This window comes from Algoriphagus alkaliphilus (genome assembly GCF_900103735.1).
Classification (GTDB): domain Bacteria; phylum Bacteroidota; class Bacteroidia; order Cytophagales; family Cyclobacteriaceae; genus Algoriphagus; species Algoriphagus alkaliphilus.
In genome coordinates this window covers 74,925-97,856 of sequence record NZ_FMXE01000010.1, presented here as the reverse complement: position 1 = coordinate 97,856, position 22,932 = coordinate 74,925, and the positions used below count along the sequence as shown (strand labels likewise).

Here is a 22,932-nt window from a genome sequence, read left to right as displayed (position 1 = left end):
GAGAAAATAAACTGAAACAATCTCACTTTTGGGGAAATCCTTTGTCATAGGGAGGTTGAAGTGTAGGAGCATCATTTCTTGCTTCATTTTCCTGAAATATCCCCTCAAATGTAGGTGCTTGATCCATTCGGTCTCCCAACCCCCATCGGGTTTTTGGAATTCCATACCATTGAAGCAGTGTCGCTGCAAATGAAGTAGAGTCGTATGGTTTTGGCCCTCCTGATCTGAAAACCGTGTTTTTCTTAATCCAGGGTGAGACCATAATGGTAGGGACTCTTGGCCCCATCAGATCAAATTCAAACCCATCCGCCCAGTCATTTGGCCAAGGCTTGGCCGCATAAGGTGGGACTACATGATCGTATATCCCTCCATTTTTGGAAAATGTGATCACAAACAAGGTGTCCTCCCAATGAGGACCTGACTTGATGGCTTCATAGATGGTGTTCAGTGTCACTTCTGCCGGAACCATACTTGCGCCGGGATGATAAGAAGAGGTCCCCACGGGAGCAATCCACACCGGTTCCAAAAAGCTGAAACTTGGGAGAGAACCTGACTTGGCCTGAGTGACAAAGTTATCCACGCTATCCAGGTAATTCTTGGAGTTGGCATCGATGCTGGGGACTTGGCCTTCTAAATATAGGTGGTAAGTGAATGGGTGATTGGTCCATTCAATGGCATTATAAATTTTCCAGTCTTTGATCCCATTATTCCAAAGTACCTTCCAAAGCGAAGGACGATGAGGGTACTGATTCCAATTTTGATAAATATTTCCTCCCTCCCAAGTATCCAGTCGATTCATTGCTGATCCTGTATGCGCAAACGCTCGGTTGATGTCGGTACCACCGGGCACCGAGCAAAACCATTCATCGCTTATGGCAAAATTCTCCGCGAGTCCATTGAGAATCGGAAGCTGCTCGGGTGTCAAACTGAGCATGACATCGTCACTGGAATTATTCTGAACAAAACCTCCCATATCTGGCTTAGCCTTGCCAGGATAGCCCGGATATCCGTTGTAGAACATTTGCTGCAACCCATCCGAGTTGTCATGGAATGGGTCTTGCTTTTGATCCGATAAATCCCACTGATTACTCAGCTGCCCATCATGAAATTTGCTCTGGAAAGCTTTCTTTTCTCCGTCCATATTAAAGTTCTGGCTGCTTGCTCCCTCGAAAGGCTTGTCAGAACCGATATAATTGAGGGCAGCCTGATTTTTTTCATATAGCCACCCACATACATTATCAAAAGACCTACTCTCCAACATGTAATAAACCACATGCTTGATTTTGGACCTCATGTAGTCCATCGTCGCCGGCTGAATATCGCCTTCAGCCTCGATCTGTGTTTTGCTTTGGATGGCTACTAAGGAATCACTGTTTTTGATCTCATCCGGTAATTTGCCAATAGCCAATTCCTCAAATGGAACTTCTGAATGAGGGTTAAAAGACCAAAGCTTATAAACTGATTCTCCCGGGATCCAAGTCAGGATTTTATCGCCTACCGACACTAATTGATGCCGGGAGTCAATTCCATTCCACTTTCCACTCCAGACTTCCGGAATGGAGAGTGGGACAGTATTTTGGGGATCAAAACTCCAAATTCTGACATTGGTTCCATCACCATGCCTGTCAATGACATAGTTATTCATACAGACCAATTCATGGCCTTGCTGTATCGTAGGGAAGCCGCCTTGGGGCGTATAAGTTGAAGGTATGGGATCCGTCGTATTGGGATTGGCGGAATTGGGATCAAAGTTATACAGCATGTAGGTGCCTCTTCCTTTTCCACCAATGAAAAACAACATGAAATTACCCATTGAAATGAGAGGTAACTCATTTTGCTCCTTTGGATTATCGGAATAGTGAGCACGGTAGCCCCAAAACTTCTTGGAGGACCAAACTCCCTGTTGGATTGCCTTTCCATTGAGGGGATCTGAGGAAGTCGGATCAAATTCAAAAAGCTTATAGGGGTAATTTTTTCCATTTACCGCATCCATACCGGGACCCCATTCCAATACATATCCTCCAATCGGAGCGAATTTGAGTGTAGGATTATACTCGGCATCTTTGGAAATCGAAACGGAACGAAAAAACTCCTGTTTTTCGGTGTTGAAACTCCAGACCAGGTATTTGCTGTCTGATTTACATCTGCTGATAAGGAAAGTACTCATAGGAATGGCTTTTTATGAAAAATATGAGAAGAAGCTCGAAATTACTTTCGGTACACAAATCAAAATTGTATTAAATACTGCTTAAATTAAGTAAATTATTCTGGAAAAAATCCTATATTATTCCGCCAAACATTCAAATGCGATTTAATTTTTTCTTACAGCCAATTAATGGCAAAAACGTAATTCAATTTAGTTCCAAACATTACTTTTATTCTCAATAGATGGAAAACACAATCGACATCGGATTAAATTTTAGTGAAGAATTTCTTTCCCGGCTTTTTTCATTTACTCCCGAAAAATCAGCCGATGGAATGACTTCTCTGGAGACTTACATCGGGCATTTCATCAACCAAACGCTCCAACGAGACGGCTTATTTGGGGCCTGGGCCAAGGTCTGGAAAATCGGGGATAGCTACAACCTCAAAATCTCCAGCCCTCATCATGACCTAAGTCAGTATCGCCAATGCATTCCTGACTTCATCGAGGCCGGAACACTTGCCTTGGAGATCCTCCAACAAAATCAGGAAAAGCTCGATCAGGTAATAAAAACCACGGGCAAGGGAATGCAATTCATGCTGCCTTGGGGACTTTCTTTGGCTAAAGTCAAATCGGTACAAATGCTGCATTTTCCTCCTATTGAAGCATTTATCTACTCAGATTATATTTTTTCGCCAACCAACCGACGCTGGGAAAACTTACTGGGTTACAACGATTTGAACCCTGCAGATTTTCCCAAATTCGAAAGCATTGTGGATTGTGTTCCAATTGGAGCTCCCGGAGGTGATATGCAGGGAATCGAACCTTTTAATGACACTTTCGCACCCTATGTCAAAAAGATGCTTCAGGCGCGCCTTACCTCTGATGGGTATCACACTCAGCCTGTTGTCGCTTGTGGGTCACCAGTACATGATTTGCTACAAAAATTGTTTCCGGATCAGATCCCCGAAAAACCCAAGACCCTTTCTGTACTGAAGCTCAAACTCTACGATGATGATACCATCACTCCATTCTTAATCGCCAACCACCCCAGTCAATACCTTTATTATACCAATAAGCCCTATTCCGATGAAAAAAGGGAGATTTTAATGCAGGACTTAATTGCAACCGGATGGCAGGCAAGAATGACGGAAAACTTCAACGGGAGATCAGAGGAAATTCTCGAATCCCTGAACGTGTTCTGGACTGATAATCCCGATTTCCAAAGAATCATGGACCAGGAAGACAAAGCGTACAATTTCAATCAATAGGAATGTTCTACTATTTCGGATACGGGTCAAATATGAATCTGATTTCTCTGAGGGCAAAAGGAGTGGATCCAATCCATTCCCAAAAAGCGATCCTGAGAGGCTGGAAACTTACATTTAATGTCCAGCATTGGTTTCGGCACGAGGGAGGAATGGGAAATATAGCACGCTCCAATAATGAGGATGACCTGGTCGAAGGTGTGGTTCATTTGTGCCACGATGATCAGCTAGCTTCGATGGATGCTATGGAATCATTCGGAGTAGCCTATGACCGCGTTGAGGTACAATTGGAGACCGCCTCTGGCATAATAAAAGCATTTGCCTATATCGGCATGCCGGATTACCTGGATAATTCTTGTCTTCCCACCCGCAGGTATTTAAACATCCTGTTGAAAGGGGCAAGGGCCGCAGAACTTAGTGAATCTTATATTTACAACCTTAGCTCCTACTCGCTTTTACCTGAAATCGTGTATCCTGTATTTGAAGCTCCTGCTGGAAATTTCCCGATTTATACTTCAGAGACTTTGGCCCAACACAAGCACCTTACGGCACTGCTGGGAGCAGTATTCGATATGAGCAAAGCCCGGCCAAAATTGAAAGTGATTGAAGGACTATTTGGAGGCAAAGACATGACACTTTTCCATGTGAAACGACACGATACCAGCACCGGGACCGAAACTTTGGAAGATGTCAAATTGGGACGAATTTCCAAACCCGTCCAAACCTATCTAAATGCCTACTTGAATGAGTATAGTCAAGAATTCAGCTATGCAGGAAGGTATCTATCCGATCCTGCTTAACTTGTACATTTAAAGATATTTAAGAAAAACCAAACAACTTTAACCCAACCAAACAACAACATGAAAAACTATCAAGAGGCCATGCCCCATGGCCCAATTCAGGAGGTTTTTAAAGATGTATTTTTCGTTACCGGGACGATGAAAAATGAATTCTTTGGTTCGATGTGGCAATTCAGCCGCAATATGACCGTCGTTAGAGAAAACGGAAACCTTACCATCATCAACTCTGTCCGACTGAAAGATGAAGCCCTGGCCGAGCTGGATCTTCTGGGTAAGGTAATCAATGTGGTAAGGATCGGTGATATGCACGGAGTGGATGATCCGTTTTATGTAGATCGCTACAAGGCTAAATTTTGGGCAATGCCTGGCATGAGAGTTCAGGAGGGACTGACTGTAGACAAGGAACTCCGGGAAGGCGGAGAAATGCCTTTCGGTGACTGCACCTTATTTGAATTCAAAACTGTAGCCAGACCCGAAGGCATCCTCCGGCTCGATCGTGAAGGCGGAATCATGATTGCCTGCGATTCGCTTCAAAACTGGGTGGAACCAGATCAGTTTTTTGATGAGGAAACTGTACCCACTATGGAAAAAATGAATTTCTTCAAAAAAGCCGGACTTGGACTTGCTTGGCTTCATGAAAGCCAGCCAAAACCTGAAGATTTTGAACGCTTGAAAAAAGTCCAATATAAACATGCATTATGCGGACATGGGTATCCACTGAAGCACGAAGCACAAGAAGAATATCACAAAACTATTGCACAATTTTTCAATATTTGATTTGTGAAAAACCTCCACGATATACCACTGACTGAAGATATCCCAGGATATGTCGTGGAGGAAATTATCAAAGAATCCTTTCCCCATATTTTGTACCTCGCCTCCAGAAAAAAAGACGGCGTTCAGGTAGTCTTAAAAACTTTACTTGACCAATATCCCAAAAAAGAACACTTATCCAGTCTTCGTAGAGAATATCAAATCATCACCAAACTGCAGGGAGAAGGGATCATTGCGGCAAACGCTTTGGTCAATTTCGGAAATGGCAAATCGGCCATTGAAATGGAACGGTTTGGAATCTCTCTAGAAGAACATAGTGCAGCCTTTCCAGGTCAAATTTTACCCCTTGACCAATTTTTTACACTTGCTATTCCTCTGGTTAAGTCTCTGGGCAAAATGCATGAAAAAGGGATTGTTCATAAAGATCTCGTCCCGCGAAATATTCTGATCGATCCCCACTCTGCCGATTTTCGGCTGATTGATTTCAGTGCTTCATCTGAGCTTTCCAGGGAGCATCAGGATGTTGCTTTCCTAAACAACATCGAAGGCTCACTCCCCTACATGGCACCGGAACAAACCGGAAGAATGAACCGCGACATTGATTACCGCACAGATTACTATACGCTCGGTATTTCTTTCTTTCAACTTCTCACAGGCAAGCTTCCCTTCAACGCCAAAGATGCCTTGGAGTGGGTTCACTGCCACATCAGCAAGCAAGCTCCCGCGCCGGTAAGCATTGATAGTGCCATTCCAAAAATGGTATCAGCCATCATCGAAAAACTGATGGCAAAAAATGCCGAAGACCGTTACCAAAGTAGTTTTGGACTGGCATTGGACTTGGAAAAAGCGCGTGAAAACTTCCAAAACGGGGTAAATCCGGATGCTTTTTCGCTGGGCCTTTCGGATGTATCCCAGCTTTTTCAAATTCCTCAACGCCTCTATGGAAGAGCTCAAGAGCTTCATAAGCTGGAGACTTTCTTTGAAAATACCAGCACAGGTTCAGTGGAATTCTGTTTGGTGTCAGGCTACTCAGGTGTCGGAAAATCTGTATTGGTTCAAGAATTAGGTCGGTCCATTGCCAAAAAAAGAGGATACCTCATTCACGGAAAGTTTGATCAGTTTCGACAAAATGCCGCTTATATCGCGATAGCGAGTGCATTTCGGGATTTGATCCGGCAATTGTTGGGCGAACCCAAAGAACGACTGGACGAATGGAACACAAAAATATCCTCCGCACTCGATACCAACGGACAACTGATAGTGGATTTGATTCCCGAATTGGAACTGATCATCGGAAAACAAGCCCCGGTACAGGAACTTTCTCCGGCAGAAACCCAAAACCGGTTTTTGATACTCTTTCTGAACTTCGTTAAAGTTTTTGCTACAGCAGATCACCCCTTGGTTATTTTTCTTGATGACCTGCAGTGGAGTGACATACCTACTCTCAACCTGATCAACAGATTGGTCACCGCCCAAGAACAAAGTCACTTGTTGTTGATCGGTGCATATCGCGACAACGCCGTGGATGCCACCCATCCTTTGATTTTGACTTTGGAAGAAATCAAGAAAAAGCGAAACGTGGGAATACTTCCACTTCAGCCGCTTACGCAAGAGGCCGTAGAACAGATCATCATGGACACCTTACTTTGCGACCATTCAAGATCTGAATCCCTCAGTGCTGTATTGTATGAAAAGACTGGTGGAAATCCATTTTTCACTATCGAATTGTTAAAGGACTTGCATGAACGGGGAGTCATCGTTTTCAATCTGAATAAAGGAGCATGGGATTGGGATCTGAATGCCGTAAAAAATGTTGAAAACAGTGATAGCGTGATTGATTTTTTGGTTTCGGGTCAGCACAGATTGAATGAGTCAACGCAACATGTCTTACAATTGGCAGCTTGTATCGGTGCTACATTCGACCTCAAAACCCTTTCTATAATCCGTGAAGGAAGTATGGAAACTACAGCGGCAGAACTGTATGAGGCCATCAAATCCAACATGGTCATTCCGCTGAATGAAAACTATAAATATGTAGGGGTTGCATTTGCCACGACAAACGAAGAAATACAAGACTTTAGCGAGTCTGGCTCTGATCTTCTCAATCCAATCTACAAATTTCAACATGACCGGGTGCAACAGGCTGCCTATTCAACGATTCCAAAAGAAAAGCGGCAGGCCTTACACCTTTCTATAGGAAGGTTGATACTTGCCCACACGACTGCAAAAGAACTCGACGAAGTCTTGGTAGATGTAGTCGGCCACTTAAATGAGGGTAGGACTTTAATTCATGATCCCAAAGAACGCAGGGAGTTTTCCCGCCTGAATCTGGAAGCTGGAATCAAAGCCCGTCATTCTTCTGCCTATGACGCCGCACTGGGTTATCTAAAGATCAGCTTTGAAATGCTGGATGAAAATTCCTGGGAAAATGACTACGCGCTCATGTGGAGACTCAGTGAAGAATTGCAAAGCTGCTATTACCTGACCGGAGATTGGAAAAATGCGGATGACTGGACCGAAGTCATGCTCAAAAATGCAAAAACACCTGTTGAAAAAGGGTTGGTCTTGGCAGCAAGAACGCGTCAGTACGCCACTATCGGTAAACTTCCCGAATCTATAAAAGCCGCCTATCAGGGACTTGCCATTCTGGGGTTCAATTTTATCCAAGTTCCCGACTCCAAAAATGTCGCCGAGGAAGTCCAGCTTGTCACTGAAAACCTCAACGGAAAAGAAGTCGCTGACCTCATCAACAATCCTGAAATCACTGACGAAAAAGCGAAAATTGCCAGTCAACTTCTGATGGAAATTTTTCCGGCAGCTTTCCTTTCAGGAACCGGTAGAATGTTTCCATACCTGGTGTTGAAATCTGTCAATATCGCATTAAAATACGGCAACAGTCCCGAGACGGCCTTTGCTTATGCAGGCTATGCCATGCTCCTATCGGGGTATTTTGAAGATCCCGCTGAAGGCTATAAATACGGTAAACTGGCTGTGAATCTGATTGAAAAGTTTGACGACATTTCCCTTAGGTCTAGAATCATCTATGTCTACACCATGTTTGTCCATCACTGGAGCAATCACTGGTCCAGTATGACGACTTGGTTTCAACGAGGCATCAAAGCCGGTTACCAATCCGGTGACTTATTGTATTTGGCTTACAGTGCGCAGGATTGTATCATCTGGGATCCGACCCTTGATTTGGAAACTGCCTCCCGGGAACAGCGAAAACTACTCGTCATTGTAAAAGAATGTGAGTATCAGGACTCCTATGATTCCGGCACACTCTTTCTGCAAATGCAGCAAAACTTCCAGGGACTGACCAAAAGTCAATTCACATTGACTGATGAGAATTTTGACGAAATGGAGTGTGTGAGCGGGATGTTGGAGCGGCATTTCATGACCGGAATCGCTAATTACCACATCTATAAAGCAGAAATTCACCTATTTTACAATGATCCTGCAGGGGCAATGCCTCATATTAAAGAACAGGAAAAATTGATGGCATCCGTGATGTCATTGCCCCAATCCGTAAGATTTCAAATCGTCGCATTTTTAGTCAGATCGATGCTGCTTTCCAATCTGGAATTGGAAGAACAAGAGTCGGTAGTTTTAATCTTGCACCAAGGACTGGAGAAAATGGCCAAATGGGCCAAAACTTGCCCTGAAAACTTCGAACACCTGCGATTACTTATGGAGGCCGAACTTAGCGGCCATGCAGGCAGAATCAGCGAGGCCTTGAATCTGTATGAACAATCCATCCAACATGCCAATAAAAATGGATTTATAAGAGACGAAGCTTTGGCAAACGAACTGACTGCCCAGTTTCTGATACGAAAAACTTTGCCTAAAGCTTCCGAAGGGTACCTGCTTGCCTCCCACTACCTCTACTATCGATGGGGAGCTTACAGAAAAACCCAGGAGATGGAGAAAAAATATCAGGTTTTCAGGACTTCTTCACAATACAACAGCTCCTCTTTGTCCCGGCAAAATTTAAGCGCGCCAGGAACCATGGGTTCTGATACGCTCAATGCAGATTTCTTGGATATGAGCTCCGTTTTTCGAGCTTCTCAGATGATTTCCGGAGAGTTGGTGCTGGGAAAGCTACTGAAAGCAACTTTGCAAATCCTAATTGAAAATGCAGGGGCCAAAAAAGGATTCTTGGTCGAACAGAAGGATGGAACTTTGGTTGTACTGGCACAAAACGATGCGGATCATCCAGAAGAAGTTATTCCTGTCCAAGTCGCTGGAAAGGCAGATCCATCCTTAATTCCCGCATCCCTGATCAACACGGCATTGCGAACCAATAAGCCGATTGTGATCGGGAATGCCCGTGAACAGAACTCCTTTTCCTCAGATCCTTACATCATTCATCAAAAGCCACTTTCAATGATGTGTGTGCCACTTTCCACACATAATCAGGGAAATGTAGCAGTCTATCTGGAAAATAACCTGACGCACAGTGCTTTTACAGAGGATCGGGTCAAAGTAATCAAATTGCTGGCTGCCCAAGCAGCCATTTCCATCGAAAATGCCCGAATCTACGAACAGCAGGAAAAACTCCTGAAAGCACAGCAGCATTTTGTTCCTATTCAATTTCTGAAACACCTGGGACATAATGACATTGCCAAAGTTAAACTGGGAGAATCGGTCTCCATGGATATGTCAGTCCTCTTCTCTGACATTCGGAATTTCACTCCTTTGGTAGAGTTACTCACCCCGCAATCTGTGATTGAGCTACTTAATGAATACTTCAACCACCTCGGGAAACACATTTCAGAGTCAGGCGGATTTATTGACTCTTATTCAGGAGATGAGTTTTTGGCACTTTTTGCTGTTCCTGCACAGCAGGCTGTAGAGGCCGGAGTCAACATGGCTGCAGCACTTCGGAAATTCAACCTGGAATCCGAGTTCAAGGGCCGTCCAATCCTGAAAATGGGTATCGGAGTCAATACTGGCCCTTTGGTCTTGGGGACGATGGGGGCATACGACCGGATGCAATGTTCTGTGTTGGGAGATACCGTCAACCTGGCCTCCAGGATCGAGCAACTCACCAAAGTCTATGGTGCCCAGTTTCTGATCGGGGAAAATACCTTTCAATCTTTGGGAGATCCTGATCAGTTTTCCATCCGAATGGTGGACCGAGTAGCGGTAAAAGGAAAAGCACAGGCGGTAAGCCTCTACGAGGTAATCGACGCAGAAAGCCCGGAACGGAAAGAAATCAAAGAAGCGACAAAAGGCCTACTCCATGCCGGCATGAATGCCTATTTCGGCAGGGACTTTGCCTTAGCCTTTGAAATTTTTTCAAAAGGAACGCTCCAAGATGCAGAGGATCCGGTGTTTGAAATTTTCATCAATCGGTCTCAACGATATCTCGAAAACCCTCCACCGGAAGATTGGATGGGGTATGAAAGCCTCTTTTCCAAATAGTTTCACAGTGACCTATTTTTCTTACATTAAAAGAAAATAGATACGGGTATAGGCACAGCTTTTATAACCACTCAATAAAGGACCACGATAAATGGATTTTTTTTCTCGCAACAAAATGGAAACAATTTCATGAAGGCTTTTCGACTAGGCGTAGTAATGGATCCCATCGAATCCATCAATCCAAAAAAAGACACTTCACTTGCACTCATGATCGAAGCACAGGCAAGAGGCTGGGACTTGGTTTATCTTGAGATGAAAGACCTATTTCTAAGAAGCGGTTGTGCAGAAGCAAGGATGCGTCAGGTCAAAGTCTTTGACGACCCGCATCATTGGTATGAAATCGGAGTTGAAACCTACGGCAGTCTTTCAGAATTGGATGCCATCATGATGCGAAAGGATCCTCCTTTTGACATTGAATACATCATGGCAACCTATATTCTCGAACGTGCCGAATCCGAAGGCGTAATGGTCCTCAATCGGGCCCAGTCACTCCGCGATGTCAATGAGAAGGTTTTCACAGCTTGGTTTCCTCAATGCTGCCCTGCCAGCCTATTGACACGTTCTAAATCGGCCATTAAAGATTTTCTCCAAACTCATCACAAAATCGTCGTAAAACCCACCGCTAAAATGGGGGGACAGTCAATTTTTGTGATTGTAGAAGGAGACCCGAATACCAATGTCATCATCGAAGAATTGACCCAACGGGAAACCTGCTACATACAGGCACAAGCCTATATTCCTGAAATCTCGACTAAAGGCGACAAGCGAATCATATTAATCGACGGAGAGGCCGTGGAATATGGCATTGCACGAATCCCGGGAGCAGGTGATCATCGCGGAAATCTAGCCGTCGGAGCCACCGCAGAAGGATTTGAATTGACTGAACGTGATAAATGGATATGCGCTCAAATTGGCCCGGAACTAAAACAGCGGGGCTTGTTTTTCGTCGGAATCGATGTAATCGGAGATTACCTGACGGAAATCAATGTGACCAGCCCTACCGGAATCAAAGAAATCGGCAAAATTTTCCACATCAACATTGGCGCAAAATTTTTTGAGGCACTTGAAAACAAGCTTTCCACCCAGAAAAATAAACCATGATTTCGCCCTTAAGCAACCAAACAGCTCAGGTCGTAGATTGGTGGTTTATTTACAAATTACCCATCAAAATCGGACCCCATAAGAACAGCACCGGTTTTGAATTTTTGTACTCAGATTCGCTTCCCGAAAACGGATTGAAGCTTTCTCCTATTTCAATGGATCATCCCGAGTCAGCCTTGGGTTTGACTTTGGAGCAAATTTTTTCCCCCGATTCAGGCTACGGATATATTATCTGGAACGACGAAATCCCCCCAACTCCGGGAAATCCTAAGCCCAAAAACAAAGGATCCATGGGACATACCAAAGGAATTTTAGCCTTTTCCAAAAAATCCAACAGTGGATTTTATTTGCTTCATTCTACGCCAAGATTCCCTATTCCGGGTGCTACCGTTCTTCCAGATTACGAACGGAAATTTGGACAAACCTATCTTTGTGTAAGCTTAAAGGATTATGACACTGCAAATCAGATTGCCGGAATTTTGCATTCCCAGCATGAGGCACAAGTCTATGCGAGCCACCTACCGGAGACAGATCCTGATGAAAATCTCTCCAAATTCGCGAAAAGTGAAACTATAGATAAACCCATTCAACCTGTTCATTTTCAATTTAATACTCACAATGGAATCGAGTTTAACTTGATAGCCAAAAACAGGAGATGGAGCAAAGCTCCAAAGGGAAGTAAAGTCGGCAGGGACTTCTGGAAGGATCTGGTTGGCCCTACGCTTAAGTGTGACATCGATGTGGAATCCTGGCGGAGAGGAATAGTATTCGGTGATTTGGATTCCGAAGTACAGGATATTACAGAGGACATTGTGGATGTGGATCTCAGCAAAATCGGACTGACAGGATTTTCTTGGGCATTCGAAAAAGATCATGCGAAATGGGGAATTACTCCTAGTATCGAACCGGGATACATCATCGTATCCGACATCAACCGACAACTCAGCCAAGCCAACCGAGGCGGAGGCGGTTTGGCTTTTCGGGATCCCGACCTTTGGAATTTCCTTGATCAAATCCAGATTGTTGAAAAAAATATTGAATCCAATCCTCACAAAGACCTATCCTAACTGAATACTTTTTTGTCATCTGAACCAATGAAAATTGAAAAACTTACGCTCGATGGATGTCGAAATTTTCTCGCGCAAACTCTTTTTGAACCTAAGACTGATTCGGGTGCGTCTCAAAAAAATTCGGACAAAATAGGCGTTGAACTGGAAGCTTTCCCTGTTCGGTTTACAGACTATGAAAAAACTAAAGCTATTCCAATCCCGCTGAAAGGTGAGAAATTATCCTTGCATCAAGAACTGGAAAAAGCCTCCGCCTTGATGGATGGAAAAGTTGATTTTAGCAACAATGGAAGTCTTGCTCCAATCAGATTCCCGAACGGAAGTTTGTTTCAATATGAGCCGGGAGGACAACTGGAAATTGCCACCTCTCCCTGTAAAACCCTGCCGGAGTTGATCGCTCAGCTCAGACTTCAACAGGATATTTTAGACCGTATTACAAGCGAACATCAGATATACTTTTCCCAATTGGGCACAAATCCATGGTTTGATCTCACACAAATCGGACTTCAATTAGACAAGCCCCGGTACCGGGCATTGCAAGAATACTTTTCCCGATTGGGTCCATATGGTGTTCAAATGATGCGGCAGACTTGTTCGCTTCATGTCAATCTAGACCTGGGATTGGCTGAATCAACCCAAGTTAAACGGATTGTGGCGGCAAATCTTTTGGCACCGTTTGCCACGGCAATTTTCGCCAATTCAGGGATTTTGGAAGGGAAAATTACCACTCGGAAATCACATCGAAGCTATCTGTGGCAACAACTTGATTCCTCAAGAACAGGGGTAAGAGGGCTTGAACCCTTTGATGGACTACCCGAAAAAAGTCAGTTAATAGAAACATATCTGGATTTTGCCATGAAGGCCCCAATCCTTCATATCAGGGCCTTGGGAGATCGTGTTTTCCCGGTTGATTTCACTTTTGACTATTGGTTAAAAAATCCTATTGCGGGACTTTCTCCATCATGGGACGACTTGGAAAATCATCTATCCTTACTTTATCCTGAAGTGAGAATTAAAGGATTTTTGGAAATCAGAACGGCAGATGCATTACCCCGGGAATGGCAATTGGTACCTGCATTTTTTTATACAGGTCTTCTCTATTCCAATGATTCCTTGGAAAAAGTATTGGAGTTGCTTTTGCCCTTTCAGAAAGAAATCAACGCAATTTGGGAGAAATCATCCTTCGGATTTGAATCCAATGAGATCTTTGGAATATCCGGTAAGTTGATGAAGCTGGCTTTGGACGGGATGGCTGGATTCGAGGAGGAATTTGCCTGCAAGGATTCAAAATTAAATTTGGAAAATTATTACAACACCTTCACCTCACAACGAAAATCTGTTGCTGAAGCGACGGTTGCAAGATTTTTAGAAGGTAAATCATTGATTTATTGATCCATTATTCTAACTTCTGGATTATTCTATTCACATATTTTTAACCCAACAAATCTTACATGACAGATTTTTCCCCACTTCAAAAAGTCATTCCTGCCATCAAATCAGAAAACCTGCTGCCGATTGTGGTTTTTGACTTGGACGACACGCTGTTCTCAACTGCCCGCAGAAACTTGACCATTATTCAGAATTTTGCCGCGGACCAGAGCGATCAATTTCCTGATTTTGCAAAAGTAGCTGCCAAGCTGAGCCTCTCCGACATGAATTGGAGTGTGAAGTTTGCACTTACCCAAGCCGGATTAGATGCTAATTCTGCCTCAATCGCCCCTTTCATTGCCTATTGGGGCAATACTTTTTTCACCGATGACTATGCTTCACTTGATTTGCCAAATCCCGGCGCAGTTGACTTTGCAAATGCCTGCCATGATGCCGGAGCGATGATATTCTACCTCACCGGTCGACATATCGGAGATCCCGGGCTGAAAAACGGGATGGGACTGGGAACTGCTCTGGATTTTACCAATAGAGGATTCCCATTTTGGAAAGGGCGTTGCGAATTGAAATTGAAAAAAGAGAAAACCCAAACCGATGTAGATTACAAATCTGAAGCTTTGGCTGAGATCAACTCCTTAAAGGGTACTGTTGTGGCGACCTTTGACAATGAGCCTGGAAACTCAGTTTTATTCAACCAACATTATCCAAATGCATTGAACTTTTGGGTGAAAACCACCTGGAATCCCAATGATAAAGTCAGTACTGAGGGACTGAATGTGATTTCTGACTTTTCAGATTGGCAGACACCTGCAAGCAACTATTCATCCCAAAAACCATGACCACTTATCGGTATTCTCTCGGGCCTGTCCGGGCACTGAATGAGCTTTTTCCTGCGGCAAAATTCGCCAATAAAGACCTGAATTTTAAAACCAGGGCTGATGTCATTGCCCATTACACCAAAAACTCCCTGGCAGCCGACAGGATCAGCGGCATCGATCAGGTGAATGTCAAAAAAGAAAATGGAGAATACATCATCGAACTCAGCGGTACGGCATCATTGGAAGTTTTAAAGACATTTGGAAATCGCCATTTCCGGATATTCGATGCTTCCAATTCACAAAAAGCCATTCGAGGCAAGAAATTGATGGAACGCTTTGGCGTTTGGAATCCCATGAACAACTACTCCGTCAATAAAAATCCAAATGACGGCACCTCCAAGTGGACGCTTTTTCCACCCTTGGGACTAAATGTGATCGGGCAAAAAGGATTGCTTTTACTTCATTATCCACCTTGGGCAGTGCTACAGGCAGGCACTTTTGAAAACGCCATGACGATGCAGCGTTGGGGAAGGATGCTATCCGCGGCCGGAGTCCCGGCTGATGAAGTCGATCTTTACAAAACCTTCATCGATGTCAATCCGGTGGCTGCCCCGGGTTCGGGCGAAAGTGAATATCCAAATGACTACATGCCGATCATGATGGCTTCTGCATTCTTTGACGGGCCAAGAGACCGGGATTATATCAAATCCATGTTGGAACTTTACCTGAGCCCTCCGGGATGGCCCGAAGACAGCAAATACACTTTGCCACTTTTGATTTGCGGCTCACCGCTCTATGATCCACAGGCTCCGGGTTGGTTTAGGACGGCCTACACTGATATCTTACCTACTGATACAGGTGAACAAAGTGGTGTCCCCTACTCCATTCCACTGGTCGATGTGATGCAGACAGGTAAGTTTAGAGTCTTTCCTGATTCCAAGCGTGAAACACCTTATTTCATCGGGAATCACATGATTGCTGCCGGAGTGACCGGAAAATGCACCAAAGACCCATCGCAGATTCCTGATATCAGGCAATATGAAGCGCAGGATTTAGTGGCGGCAACTTTCCTGAAACTCTATACCGAAAATCCGAATCTGGAACCCGAAGACGCCAAGGCACAAGCCTGTAAAAGATGGTATGGAAACGAAACCGGAACCGGGGCTCCGACACCTCCGGATCCAAAAGATGCCCTCACATTATGTGCGCTGGCTCAAATGGATCTCTTTTTCACTCCAAATCCTCCAAGTCCAACTTACAACTTCGATCAGGCTTGCAAGCGCTGTCAGGAGGCAAAGGAAAAAAACAATCCCTGCGGTGATCCCATTGGTCCTACCGATCCTCGGAAACTTTCCTGCTGATTAAGAATGGAATTATCATACCGATTCGTCTGATATTCTACCTCAACCCAATCAACCTCAAGCTTATGTATCCAGCACGTATTTCCTGGCTTTCGCTCTTTTGTCTTTTAGGTATTCTTCTCTACTGTAAGCCAAAAGCCCCCAAGCAAGCTGAAATCTCAACAGAACCTACCCTCCTTACACTTGTCCAAAATGAAGCTGATGGCACCATATCAGTTTATAGGCAGGGAGAAACAGATCCCCTTCTGACCCAAAATGCAAAAGATGATTTTCGCCCCTACATCCACCCCATTATTGCTCCCGATGGAAAAGGTGTGCTGACCGAATACAGTCCCGGCCACCATAAACATCAGACCGGACTCTACTGGGGCCTAACCCGGGTCAACGGCCGGGATTACTTTCACAATCCTCAGGGCGACTATTGGAAAAAAGTAGCGCTGAATATCGTGGAGGAAGGCGGTCAACAGGTAAAATGGCAGACGATATATCACCTTTTGGATTCCCTTGGAAATCCGGTGATGGAGGAAACCCAAAACTGGTCTTTGGCTGAAGTGAACGGGGAATATATCCTGGATCTGGAATGGAAAGGGGAAGCAAAAACGCAGGTGACGATTGGACAATATGACTATGGAAGCCTATTCATCCGAATGCCCTGGAAAGAAGGAATTGACGGGGAAATAATCAATGCGGCCCGACAAAAAAATGCCCAAGCAGAAGGTCAGCCTTCCATGTGGATCAATGTGGGCATGACGGTGGACGGCAGGGAAAACCGGGCCAACATAGCAGTTTTTGATCATCCAGAAAACAGAGGCTATCCCAATAAATGGCGCGTGGACGGTCAGTTGGGCTTGGGGCCCGCATTTACCAAGGATGGAGACTGGACCATCGATCAGGGCAAAACAGAGACCATCAAACTTCGCCTTTTAGTCCATTCCGGTGATATAAATGATGTGGCATTGACGGAAGCCTGGGGAAAATTCTCCGGAAGAGAAGGGATGTATTCGACCACCGAACTTTGGGGTCTGGCTCAACAAGAAGGGCGAAATGCGAAATTTCTAACTGCCCAAGAAGCGGTAGATGCGATGACTGTCAAGGCAGGATACAAGGTAAATGTCTGGGCCTCCGAACCTATGATGACCCAGCCCATGGCTTTTTGCTGGGATGATCGGGGAAGACTTTGGATTGCCGAAAACAAGGATTATGAGTCCCGGGGGGACGGTTTCTCCAACTCCGGAGACAGCCGAATCCTGATTTTGGAGGATACCGATGGGGATGGAGTGGCCGACAGTCAGAAGGTGTTCATGGAAGGATTAGCTTTCCCTGCGGCAATCGCAGTGGGATTTGACGGGGTCTTTATCGGTGCACCGCCCAATCTGATTTTTGTACCTGACAAAAACGGGGACGACAAGGCCGATATGAAAGACATCCAAATTCTGCTGACCGGCTGGGGAATCCGGGATCGCCACGAAACACTCAACAGCTTGCATTGGGGTCCGGATGGTTGGCTTTACGGCCTACAGGGTTTTGCTACCCCTTCCAAAATCCGTAAACCCAAGGGTGATGGAGATTCCAAGCTTTATTACCACAAGGATCCTTTTCCGGAAGACATTTTGGAAAAAGACGGAGTGAACATCAACGGTGGCGTGTGGCGCTATCACCCGGTCAAGGACAGGTTTGAGGTCGTAGCCCATGGATTCAGCAATCCCTGGGGGATTGACTACGATGCCAAAGGTCAACTTTTCATGAGTGCCTGTGTGATTCCCCACCTTTGGCATGTGGTACCAGGAGGAATCTACCACCGTCAGGGCGGGCAGCATTTCAATCCCTTCGTGTACGAGGATATCAAAACCATCGCCAACCACAGCCACCGTTCCGCCCATGGAGGCGCACGGGTTTACCAGTCCGATGCTTTTCCCAAAGAGGAACAGGGAAGGATTTTCATGGCAAACATCCACGAGCATGGTGTCCTGTCAGACATTCTGATCCCAAAAGGCTCCGGATTTGAAGGAAAACACGGCGATGAATTCATGTTGGCCAATAATGCCCAATGGGTAGGATTCAGCATGGAGATTGGCCCGGACGGGGGACTTTACGTATTAGATTGGCATGATGCCGATATCTGTGGCCAAGAAGTGTTGAATGAGGAGACGGGCCGGATTTTCAGAATTATGCCGGAGAAATCACTTGCGCAAAATTTTCCCGGCAGATACAGTGATTTGAACAAAATGACGGATGCCCAACTGGTGGCCTTGCAGACCAATACTTCTGACTGGCATGCCCGCAGAGCGCGGGGCATTTTGCACAAGCGGGCGGTAAACAAAAAGTTGGATACAAGGACCAATCCGGCCTTGAAATCGATTTTTGAAAAAGATAAAAATCCCGACTGGAGGCTTAGGGCCATGTGGACCCTGCATCAGACCGGAGGATTTTCAGAAAAGGAATTGATCAATTCACTTTCTGACACCGAACCTTACATACGGGCATGGGCGATCCAACTGCTCTGCGAAGACATGAAACCTTCTCAGGAAGCCCTGACAAAATTTAAGTCAATGGCAGCGAAAGACCCCTCCCCTGTGGTTCGGCTTTATCTGACTGCGGCTTTGCAAAGAATTCCCACTTCCGAAAAATGGGCATTGGCAGAAAGTCTGATTCAGCATGCCGAAGACAATAAAGACCACAATCTGCCTAAAATGCTTTGGTATGGTGTCGAGCCTCTTTTTGCTCAAAGTGCAGATAAATTCCTTGAATTGGCTCCCAAATCTAAGCTCCCTTTTGTCACCCAAAATATGGGCAGACGGGCTGTGGACGGAGATCAGATTGAAAAACTGGTCGCCTTGATCGGCAGAGGTGGCCCCAATACCGAATTGCTCATGTCGGGTATGCTGAGCGGAATGGAGGGGCGAACAGATCTCAAAACTCCGGCTAACTGGAAGGCAGTAGCTGAAAAACTTCAAAAGTCAGGAGGAAAACAGCAGGACTTAGCCACAGAAATTTCCAGTTTATTTGGTGATAAAGAAGCCACCCAACGCGCTTTTGCGATGCTGAAAAACAAATCAGCGACCCGAGATCAACGAATCAAAGCCCTGCAAACACTCAGCGCACAACAGCAGAAAGGATTGCCGGCGGAAATCCCTGCCCTGCTGCAGGAACCAAGCATGAGACTAGATGTCATCCGATCGGTCGCAGCTTTCGATAATGAGTCCCTGGGAAAACTACTTTTGGAAAACTATCCGAAATTTTCCCCCACGGAAAAACTTGAAGCCATGCAAACCCTGTCCTCCCGGGCGCGCTATGGAAATATGCTCACCCAGGAAATCAAATCCAAAAAAATCGCCAAGTCGGAAGTTCCAGCAAGTGTCGCCCGACAGCTGCTGCGGGTAGTGGGAAGTGGATTTATTGAAGTATGGGGACCGATTGAGCAAGTGCCCAGCGACAAAGCAGCCTATGCGAACTATCGCGCCATGCTCAGTACTTCCGCCCTGAATTCCGCCAATCTCAAAACCGGAAAAACGGTCTTTTCAAAATCCTGCGGAAGCTGCCACAAAATGTACGGAGAAGGCGGAATCATCGGCCCGGATCTCACAGGATCCAACCGAACCGATCCGGAATATATCCTGATGAATGTGCTGGAGCCCAGTGCCGAAATTCAGGATGATTACAAAATGGTCGTGATCAATACCCGGGATGGCAGGACCTATTCCGGAAATATCATTTCGGAAAACGAACGCCAAGTCACCATACGGATCGTAGGTCAGGATCAGCTCATCATCAACAAATCCGGCATCCTCTCCCGGGAAGTCACGGATGTGTCCATGATGCCTGCTGGCTTATTTGAAAATTTGACCAAAGAGGAGATTGTCAACTTGATGGCGTACCTGAAGACGAATAAGCGGGTGGAATGATTTTGGCCGAAGGAAAACCTTGGTTTCTAAATTTAAAAAAAAGAGGTTGTTTCAAATGGTCAGAAGATGTCAGCCTGATCCTTCGACTCCAGACACACTGAGCGGAGTCGAAGGGTCAGTGTGACAGGAGTCGAGGGCCATTTACAGCCAATCCAGGCACATTTCGACTTCATGCCCTCCGGGAGGCGGGCACTCAATGTGACAAACAACAATTATCAGACAGCCTCTCATAAAGCTAAACAAGGGGCACCGAGCTAAGGTTGGTGAGCGAAGTCGAACCAAGTCGAGGTGAAATCAATATGAAATTCGGCCCCTAGTGTCATTGGGAACAATCATTTTCTTTTTCAAAAGGCTAAAATAGCCCAACTATTAAGCTTAAAATAGGGTACCTCGATCGCAATTGATGAAAAAAAACCGAAGCTTTCACTCCGGTTTTCAAAAATAAATTCATCCTGTTTGACTTTGGTGGGATACTTTTTCGCTAGGTCTGGCAAATTTCGGCTCATGAATGATTAGAAATTTGTAGATTTTCTTTTTTACCAGTAACCCTATTAAATATCGCGGACCGTCGACCGTCGTCTGTGGTCGATTAGCCGCAACTTCAAAAGGATATTTCTTAATTACGGGCAGGTTTGCGGATAATCAGAATTAGAAATTACCTCTTAATTCACCGGAACCGAAGTTTGCGGTATACACATTCACATAAGCATTACCGGTACGGAAGGCTTCTTTCAAAATCATCAAATCCCCTCCAAGAAACTGACCGGACAGCATCCCTGCTGTGATGCTTCCATTGGCATAGACCCCATTAAAAGGTCATGGCACTACTTCTCCTTTTAGCGTAAACACCACTCCGCCGTTAAAACCGGGCTTTCCAATATGGATGTGGAAAAACAGAATATTGGAGGAAATCTGACTCACATTTATCTGAAAGTCCATATTGGAATCCTTGGCGTTAAACTGAAATCTTGCCAAGCCTGCCGCATTTGTCATTACTGCCGGAACTTCATTGGCACTGGAAAGCTTCACAGTGAAGTTTTTGTTTGCACCGGGATCTACCACACTTACCTGACCCCTGAGTTCTCCGCCGGGATTCGCATCAGTATGAATATTTACATAGATGTTTCCCGCCTTGAACTCTTCTACAAGCTGAGCTACCGTAAACCCATTTTTGATATCCTCTTTGCGGATTTCACCCATGGCAATGACACCATTATTTAAGCCTGGTTGGCTCCAAGTATATCCAAAATCACAGGCCCATTTACTCCGGCAGGAGCTAAATGAAGATGTCCGAAAATGATGTCTTTTGTGTTTGAAACTCTGATTTCATACATCAACAAATTCCCGTCAGGACTGACCGTAAATGATGCTGTTCCTGCACCTGAAGACCCTAAAATATTGGGGCTTCCTCCGGTAACTTCTTCAGTTCCTATCAAAAAAACTCCAAATTCAGACCCGAACCCCATACGGGCATTTTCGTCTCCACTACCTCCCTCGGATACACCATCCACAAATGTCTGATTCATGGGGGTTTCTTCTGACATTGTTTGGCAGCTGATCATCGCCAAGCCCACCAGGCTGGCAATGAAGGTTTTGTACATAGGTTTTTTCATTGGTTTTTTTGGTTTTGGTTTATTGAAACTCATTTTTCAATAAACGAACTGAACCAATTAACCGGATTGAGCTGATGGTCTAAAAGTTACTATCCAAAAGAGAAAGATAACGCTGATAAAAAAAAAGAAGAGCAAAAAACTTATATTATTAGGTGATTATCCCCGAAGCTGGCAATAGATCAAATATACTTAGACCGCAGGGGATAACCGACGACACTTGTCCGCATGGGTGGAGCGAACTCCACGGCCCTCACCATGTCGGATATGGTGACCCTGTCTACTGATAGGTATTGTCAAAAACAGCAAGGTAGTGACTGATTTCGAAGCAATTACTGACCGGAATATCTTGTGTGCCGTGGCGTAGAATTGGTTATGCATTTTTCGGGTTGAAGATTGATTTTATAGCATTCCCCGAATACTTCGCAATTCATTGTTTCTACCTCTGCAAGCAAGCTGCGCACGCAACAAAAACTTTGTGGTGAGTCAATTTTATTTTTCAATTCCTGAATACTTTTTATAAATCGCTCGGTAACCCAAAAGCCGACCAATTGGAGCAATGATATTCATTAGTATTTTTTGTACTCCAATTGGTATATCAGCAAGATATGATTTGCTGTCAAGGTACTTAAGAGCAACCAGCTCCTGAACTAAGCCATATTTTCCGTTTTTGCTTTTTCCGTCGGCAGCCAATCCTACTAAATTTTCAATCAAATAATCAAAATCCAATGCGGGCGTAACAGAATGAAGGTATGTTACCGAAATGATTTCATCATTATAATGATTATGGGGAACATTCTTGGGTAATGTTATTTTTTCTCCTGCCGACAGTTTATATGTTTTGCCTTCGAATAAAACTGTAAGTTGGCCTGAAATAACTTCAAAAGTCTCGTCTTGGAAAACATGAAAGTGTTTAGGAACGAGCTGTCCTTTACTCTTTATGACCGCTTTCATGATTATTCGTTCTCCATTAGAATCCTTGGCCGTTTCTAAAAATTCATAAGAATCACCATTTGTCGGGTTGATTATAGTTTGACCTTTTGTTGGCATAAACTTGATTTTTAAATTGTTTAACTGAAGACATGTAATTGAAGCCTTAACCTAATAATTACCTCCAGAGGGTCAAGAAATGGGGATCTCCTCAGACCTTCCCTCACCGTCCGCACATGTGACACACTCAAGGGCCGCAGTGGACTCTGTATGCAAGACTTTCGACAGCCAAGGTCAAATATCCTCTCGCACTAAAATACTTAAGCTTGAGTCAAATTCATTCGA

15 protein-coding genes are annotated in these 22,932 nt (G+C 44.8%); 10 read left to right on the top strand and 5 right to left on the bottom strand.

Going from position 1 to position 22,932, the window contains the following annotated elements:
* Nucleotides 1-22 precede the first annotated feature (22 nt).
* On the bottom strand, nucleotides 23-2,167 hold the full coding sequence (locus BLQ81_RS08765; RefSeq protein WP_092729580.1) for an alkaline phosphatase family protein: 2,145 nt from the start codon (nucleotides 2,165-2,167) through the stop codon (nucleotides 23-25).
* 221 nt (nucleotides 2,168-2,388) lie between these two features.
* Between BLQ81_RS08765 and BLQ81_RS08760 the strand changes: the two genes are divergently transcribed.
* The 10 genes from BLQ81_RS08760 (at nucleotide 2,389) to BLQ81_RS08715 (ending at nucleotide 20,047) form a co-directional block, all read left to right on the top strand.
* On the top strand, nucleotides 2,389-3,414 hold the full coding sequence (locus BLQ81_RS08760; RefSeq protein ID WP_092729579.1) for a hypothetical protein: 1,026 nt from the start codon (nucleotides 2,389-2,391) through the stop codon (nucleotides 3,412-3,414).
* Nucleotides 3,415-3,416: 2 nt separating this feature from the next.
* Entirely contained in the window at nucleotides 3,417-4,211 is a 795-nt protein-coding gene (locus BLQ81_RS08755) for a gamma-glutamylcyclotransferase family protein (protein ID WP_092729578.1), read from the top strand.
* A 60-nt stretch (nucleotides 4,212-4,271) separates the two neighbouring features.
* The gene (locus BLQ81_RS08750) at nucleotides 4,272-4,988 is read left to right on the top strand and encodes a hypothetical protein (RefSeq protein WP_092729577.1); all 717 of its coding nucleotides are present in this window, start codon (nucleotides 4,272-4,274) and stop codon (nucleotides 4,986-4,988) included.
* 3 nt (nucleotides 4,989-4,991) lie between these two features.
* Nucleotides 4,992-10,412: an AAA family ATPase gene (locus BLQ81_RS08745; RefSeq protein ID WP_092729576.1), complete on the top strand. Its 5,421-nt coding sequence runs from the start codon at nucleotides 4,992-4,994 to the stop codon at nucleotides 10,410-10,412.
* 129 nt (nucleotides 10,413-10,541) lie between these two features.
* Entirely contained in the window at nucleotides 10,542-11,513 is a 972-nt protein-coding gene (gshB, locus tag BLQ81_RS08740) for a glutathione synthase (RefSeq protein WP_092729575.1), read from the top strand.
* Nucleotides 11,510-12,580 (top strand): deoxyribonuclease II family protein, encoded by a 1,071-nt coding sequence (locus BLQ81_RS08735; RefSeq protein ID WP_092729574.1) that lies wholly within the window; start codon nucleotides 11,510-11,512, stop codon nucleotides 12,578-12,580. The genes gshB and BLQ81_RS08735 overlap by 4 nt, the downstream gene beginning before the upstream one ends.
* Before the next feature lie 27 nt (nucleotides 12,581-12,607).
* Nucleotides 12,608-13,972, top strand: a complete 1,365-nt coding sequence (locus BLQ81_RS08730; RefSeq protein WP_092729573.1) for a glutamate-cysteine ligase family protein — start codon at nucleotides 12,608-12,610, stop codon at nucleotides 13,970-13,972.
* Nucleotides 13,973-14,031: 59 nt separating this feature from the next.
* Nucleotides 14,032-14,805, top strand: coding sequence for an HAD family hydrolase (locus BLQ81_RS08725; RefSeq protein WP_092729572.1), 774 nt, complete (start codon nucleotides 14,032-14,034; stop codon nucleotides 14,803-14,805).
* Nucleotides 14,802-16,145 (top strand): hypothetical protein, encoded by a 1,344-nt coding sequence (locus BLQ81_RS08720; protein ID WP_092729571.1) that lies wholly within the window; start codon nucleotides 14,802-14,804, stop codon nucleotides 16,143-16,145. Before BLQ81_RS08725 ends, BLQ81_RS08720 begins: the two co-directional genes overlap by 4 nt.
* Nucleotides 16,146-16,210: 65 nt before the next feature.
* Complete coding sequence (locus BLQ81_RS08715; RefSeq protein WP_092729570.1) at nucleotides 16,211-20,047, top strand: PVC-type heme-binding CxxCH protein; 3,837 nt, start codon at nucleotides 16,211-16,213, stop codon at nucleotides 20,045-20,047.
* A 648-nt stretch (nucleotides 20,048-20,695) separates the two neighbouring features.
* Here BLQ81_RS08715 and BLQ81_RS22935 read toward each other — a convergent pair.
* The 4 genes from BLQ81_RS22935 to BLQ81_RS08700 all read right to left on the bottom strand — a co-directional run bounded on the left by BLQ81_RS22935 (nucleotide 20,696) and on the right by BLQ81_RS08700 (nucleotide 22,707).
* Nucleotides 20,696-20,821 carry a CHRD domain-containing protein gene (locus BLQ81_RS22935; RefSeq protein WP_262481045.1) on the bottom strand — a complete coding sequence of 42 codons (126 nt, stop codon included), beginning with the start codon at nucleotides 20,819-20,821 and terminating at the stop codon, nucleotides 20,696-20,698.
* A gap of 42 nt (nucleotides 20,822-20,863) precedes the next feature.
* A complete protein-coding gene (locus tag BLQ81_RS22930; RefSeq protein ID WP_092729569.1) occupies nucleotides 20,864-21,247 on the bottom strand; it encodes a CHRD domain-containing protein in 384 nt (127 codons plus the stop codon).
* A gap of 17 nt (nucleotides 21,248-21,264) precedes the next feature.
* Complete coding sequence (locus BLQ81_RS22925; protein ID WP_175454196.1) at nucleotides 21,265-21,660, bottom strand: CHRD domain-containing protein; 396 nt, start codon at nucleotides 21,658-21,660, stop codon at nucleotides 21,265-21,267.
* 489 nt (nucleotides 21,661-22,149) lie between these two features.
* Nucleotides 22,150-22,707, bottom strand: a complete 558-nt coding sequence (locus BLQ81_RS08700) for a cupin domain-containing protein (RefSeq protein WP_092729567.1) — start codon at nucleotides 22,705-22,707, stop codon at nucleotides 22,150-22,152.
* Between the last annotated feature and the right edge of the window lie 225 nt (nucleotides 22,708-22,932).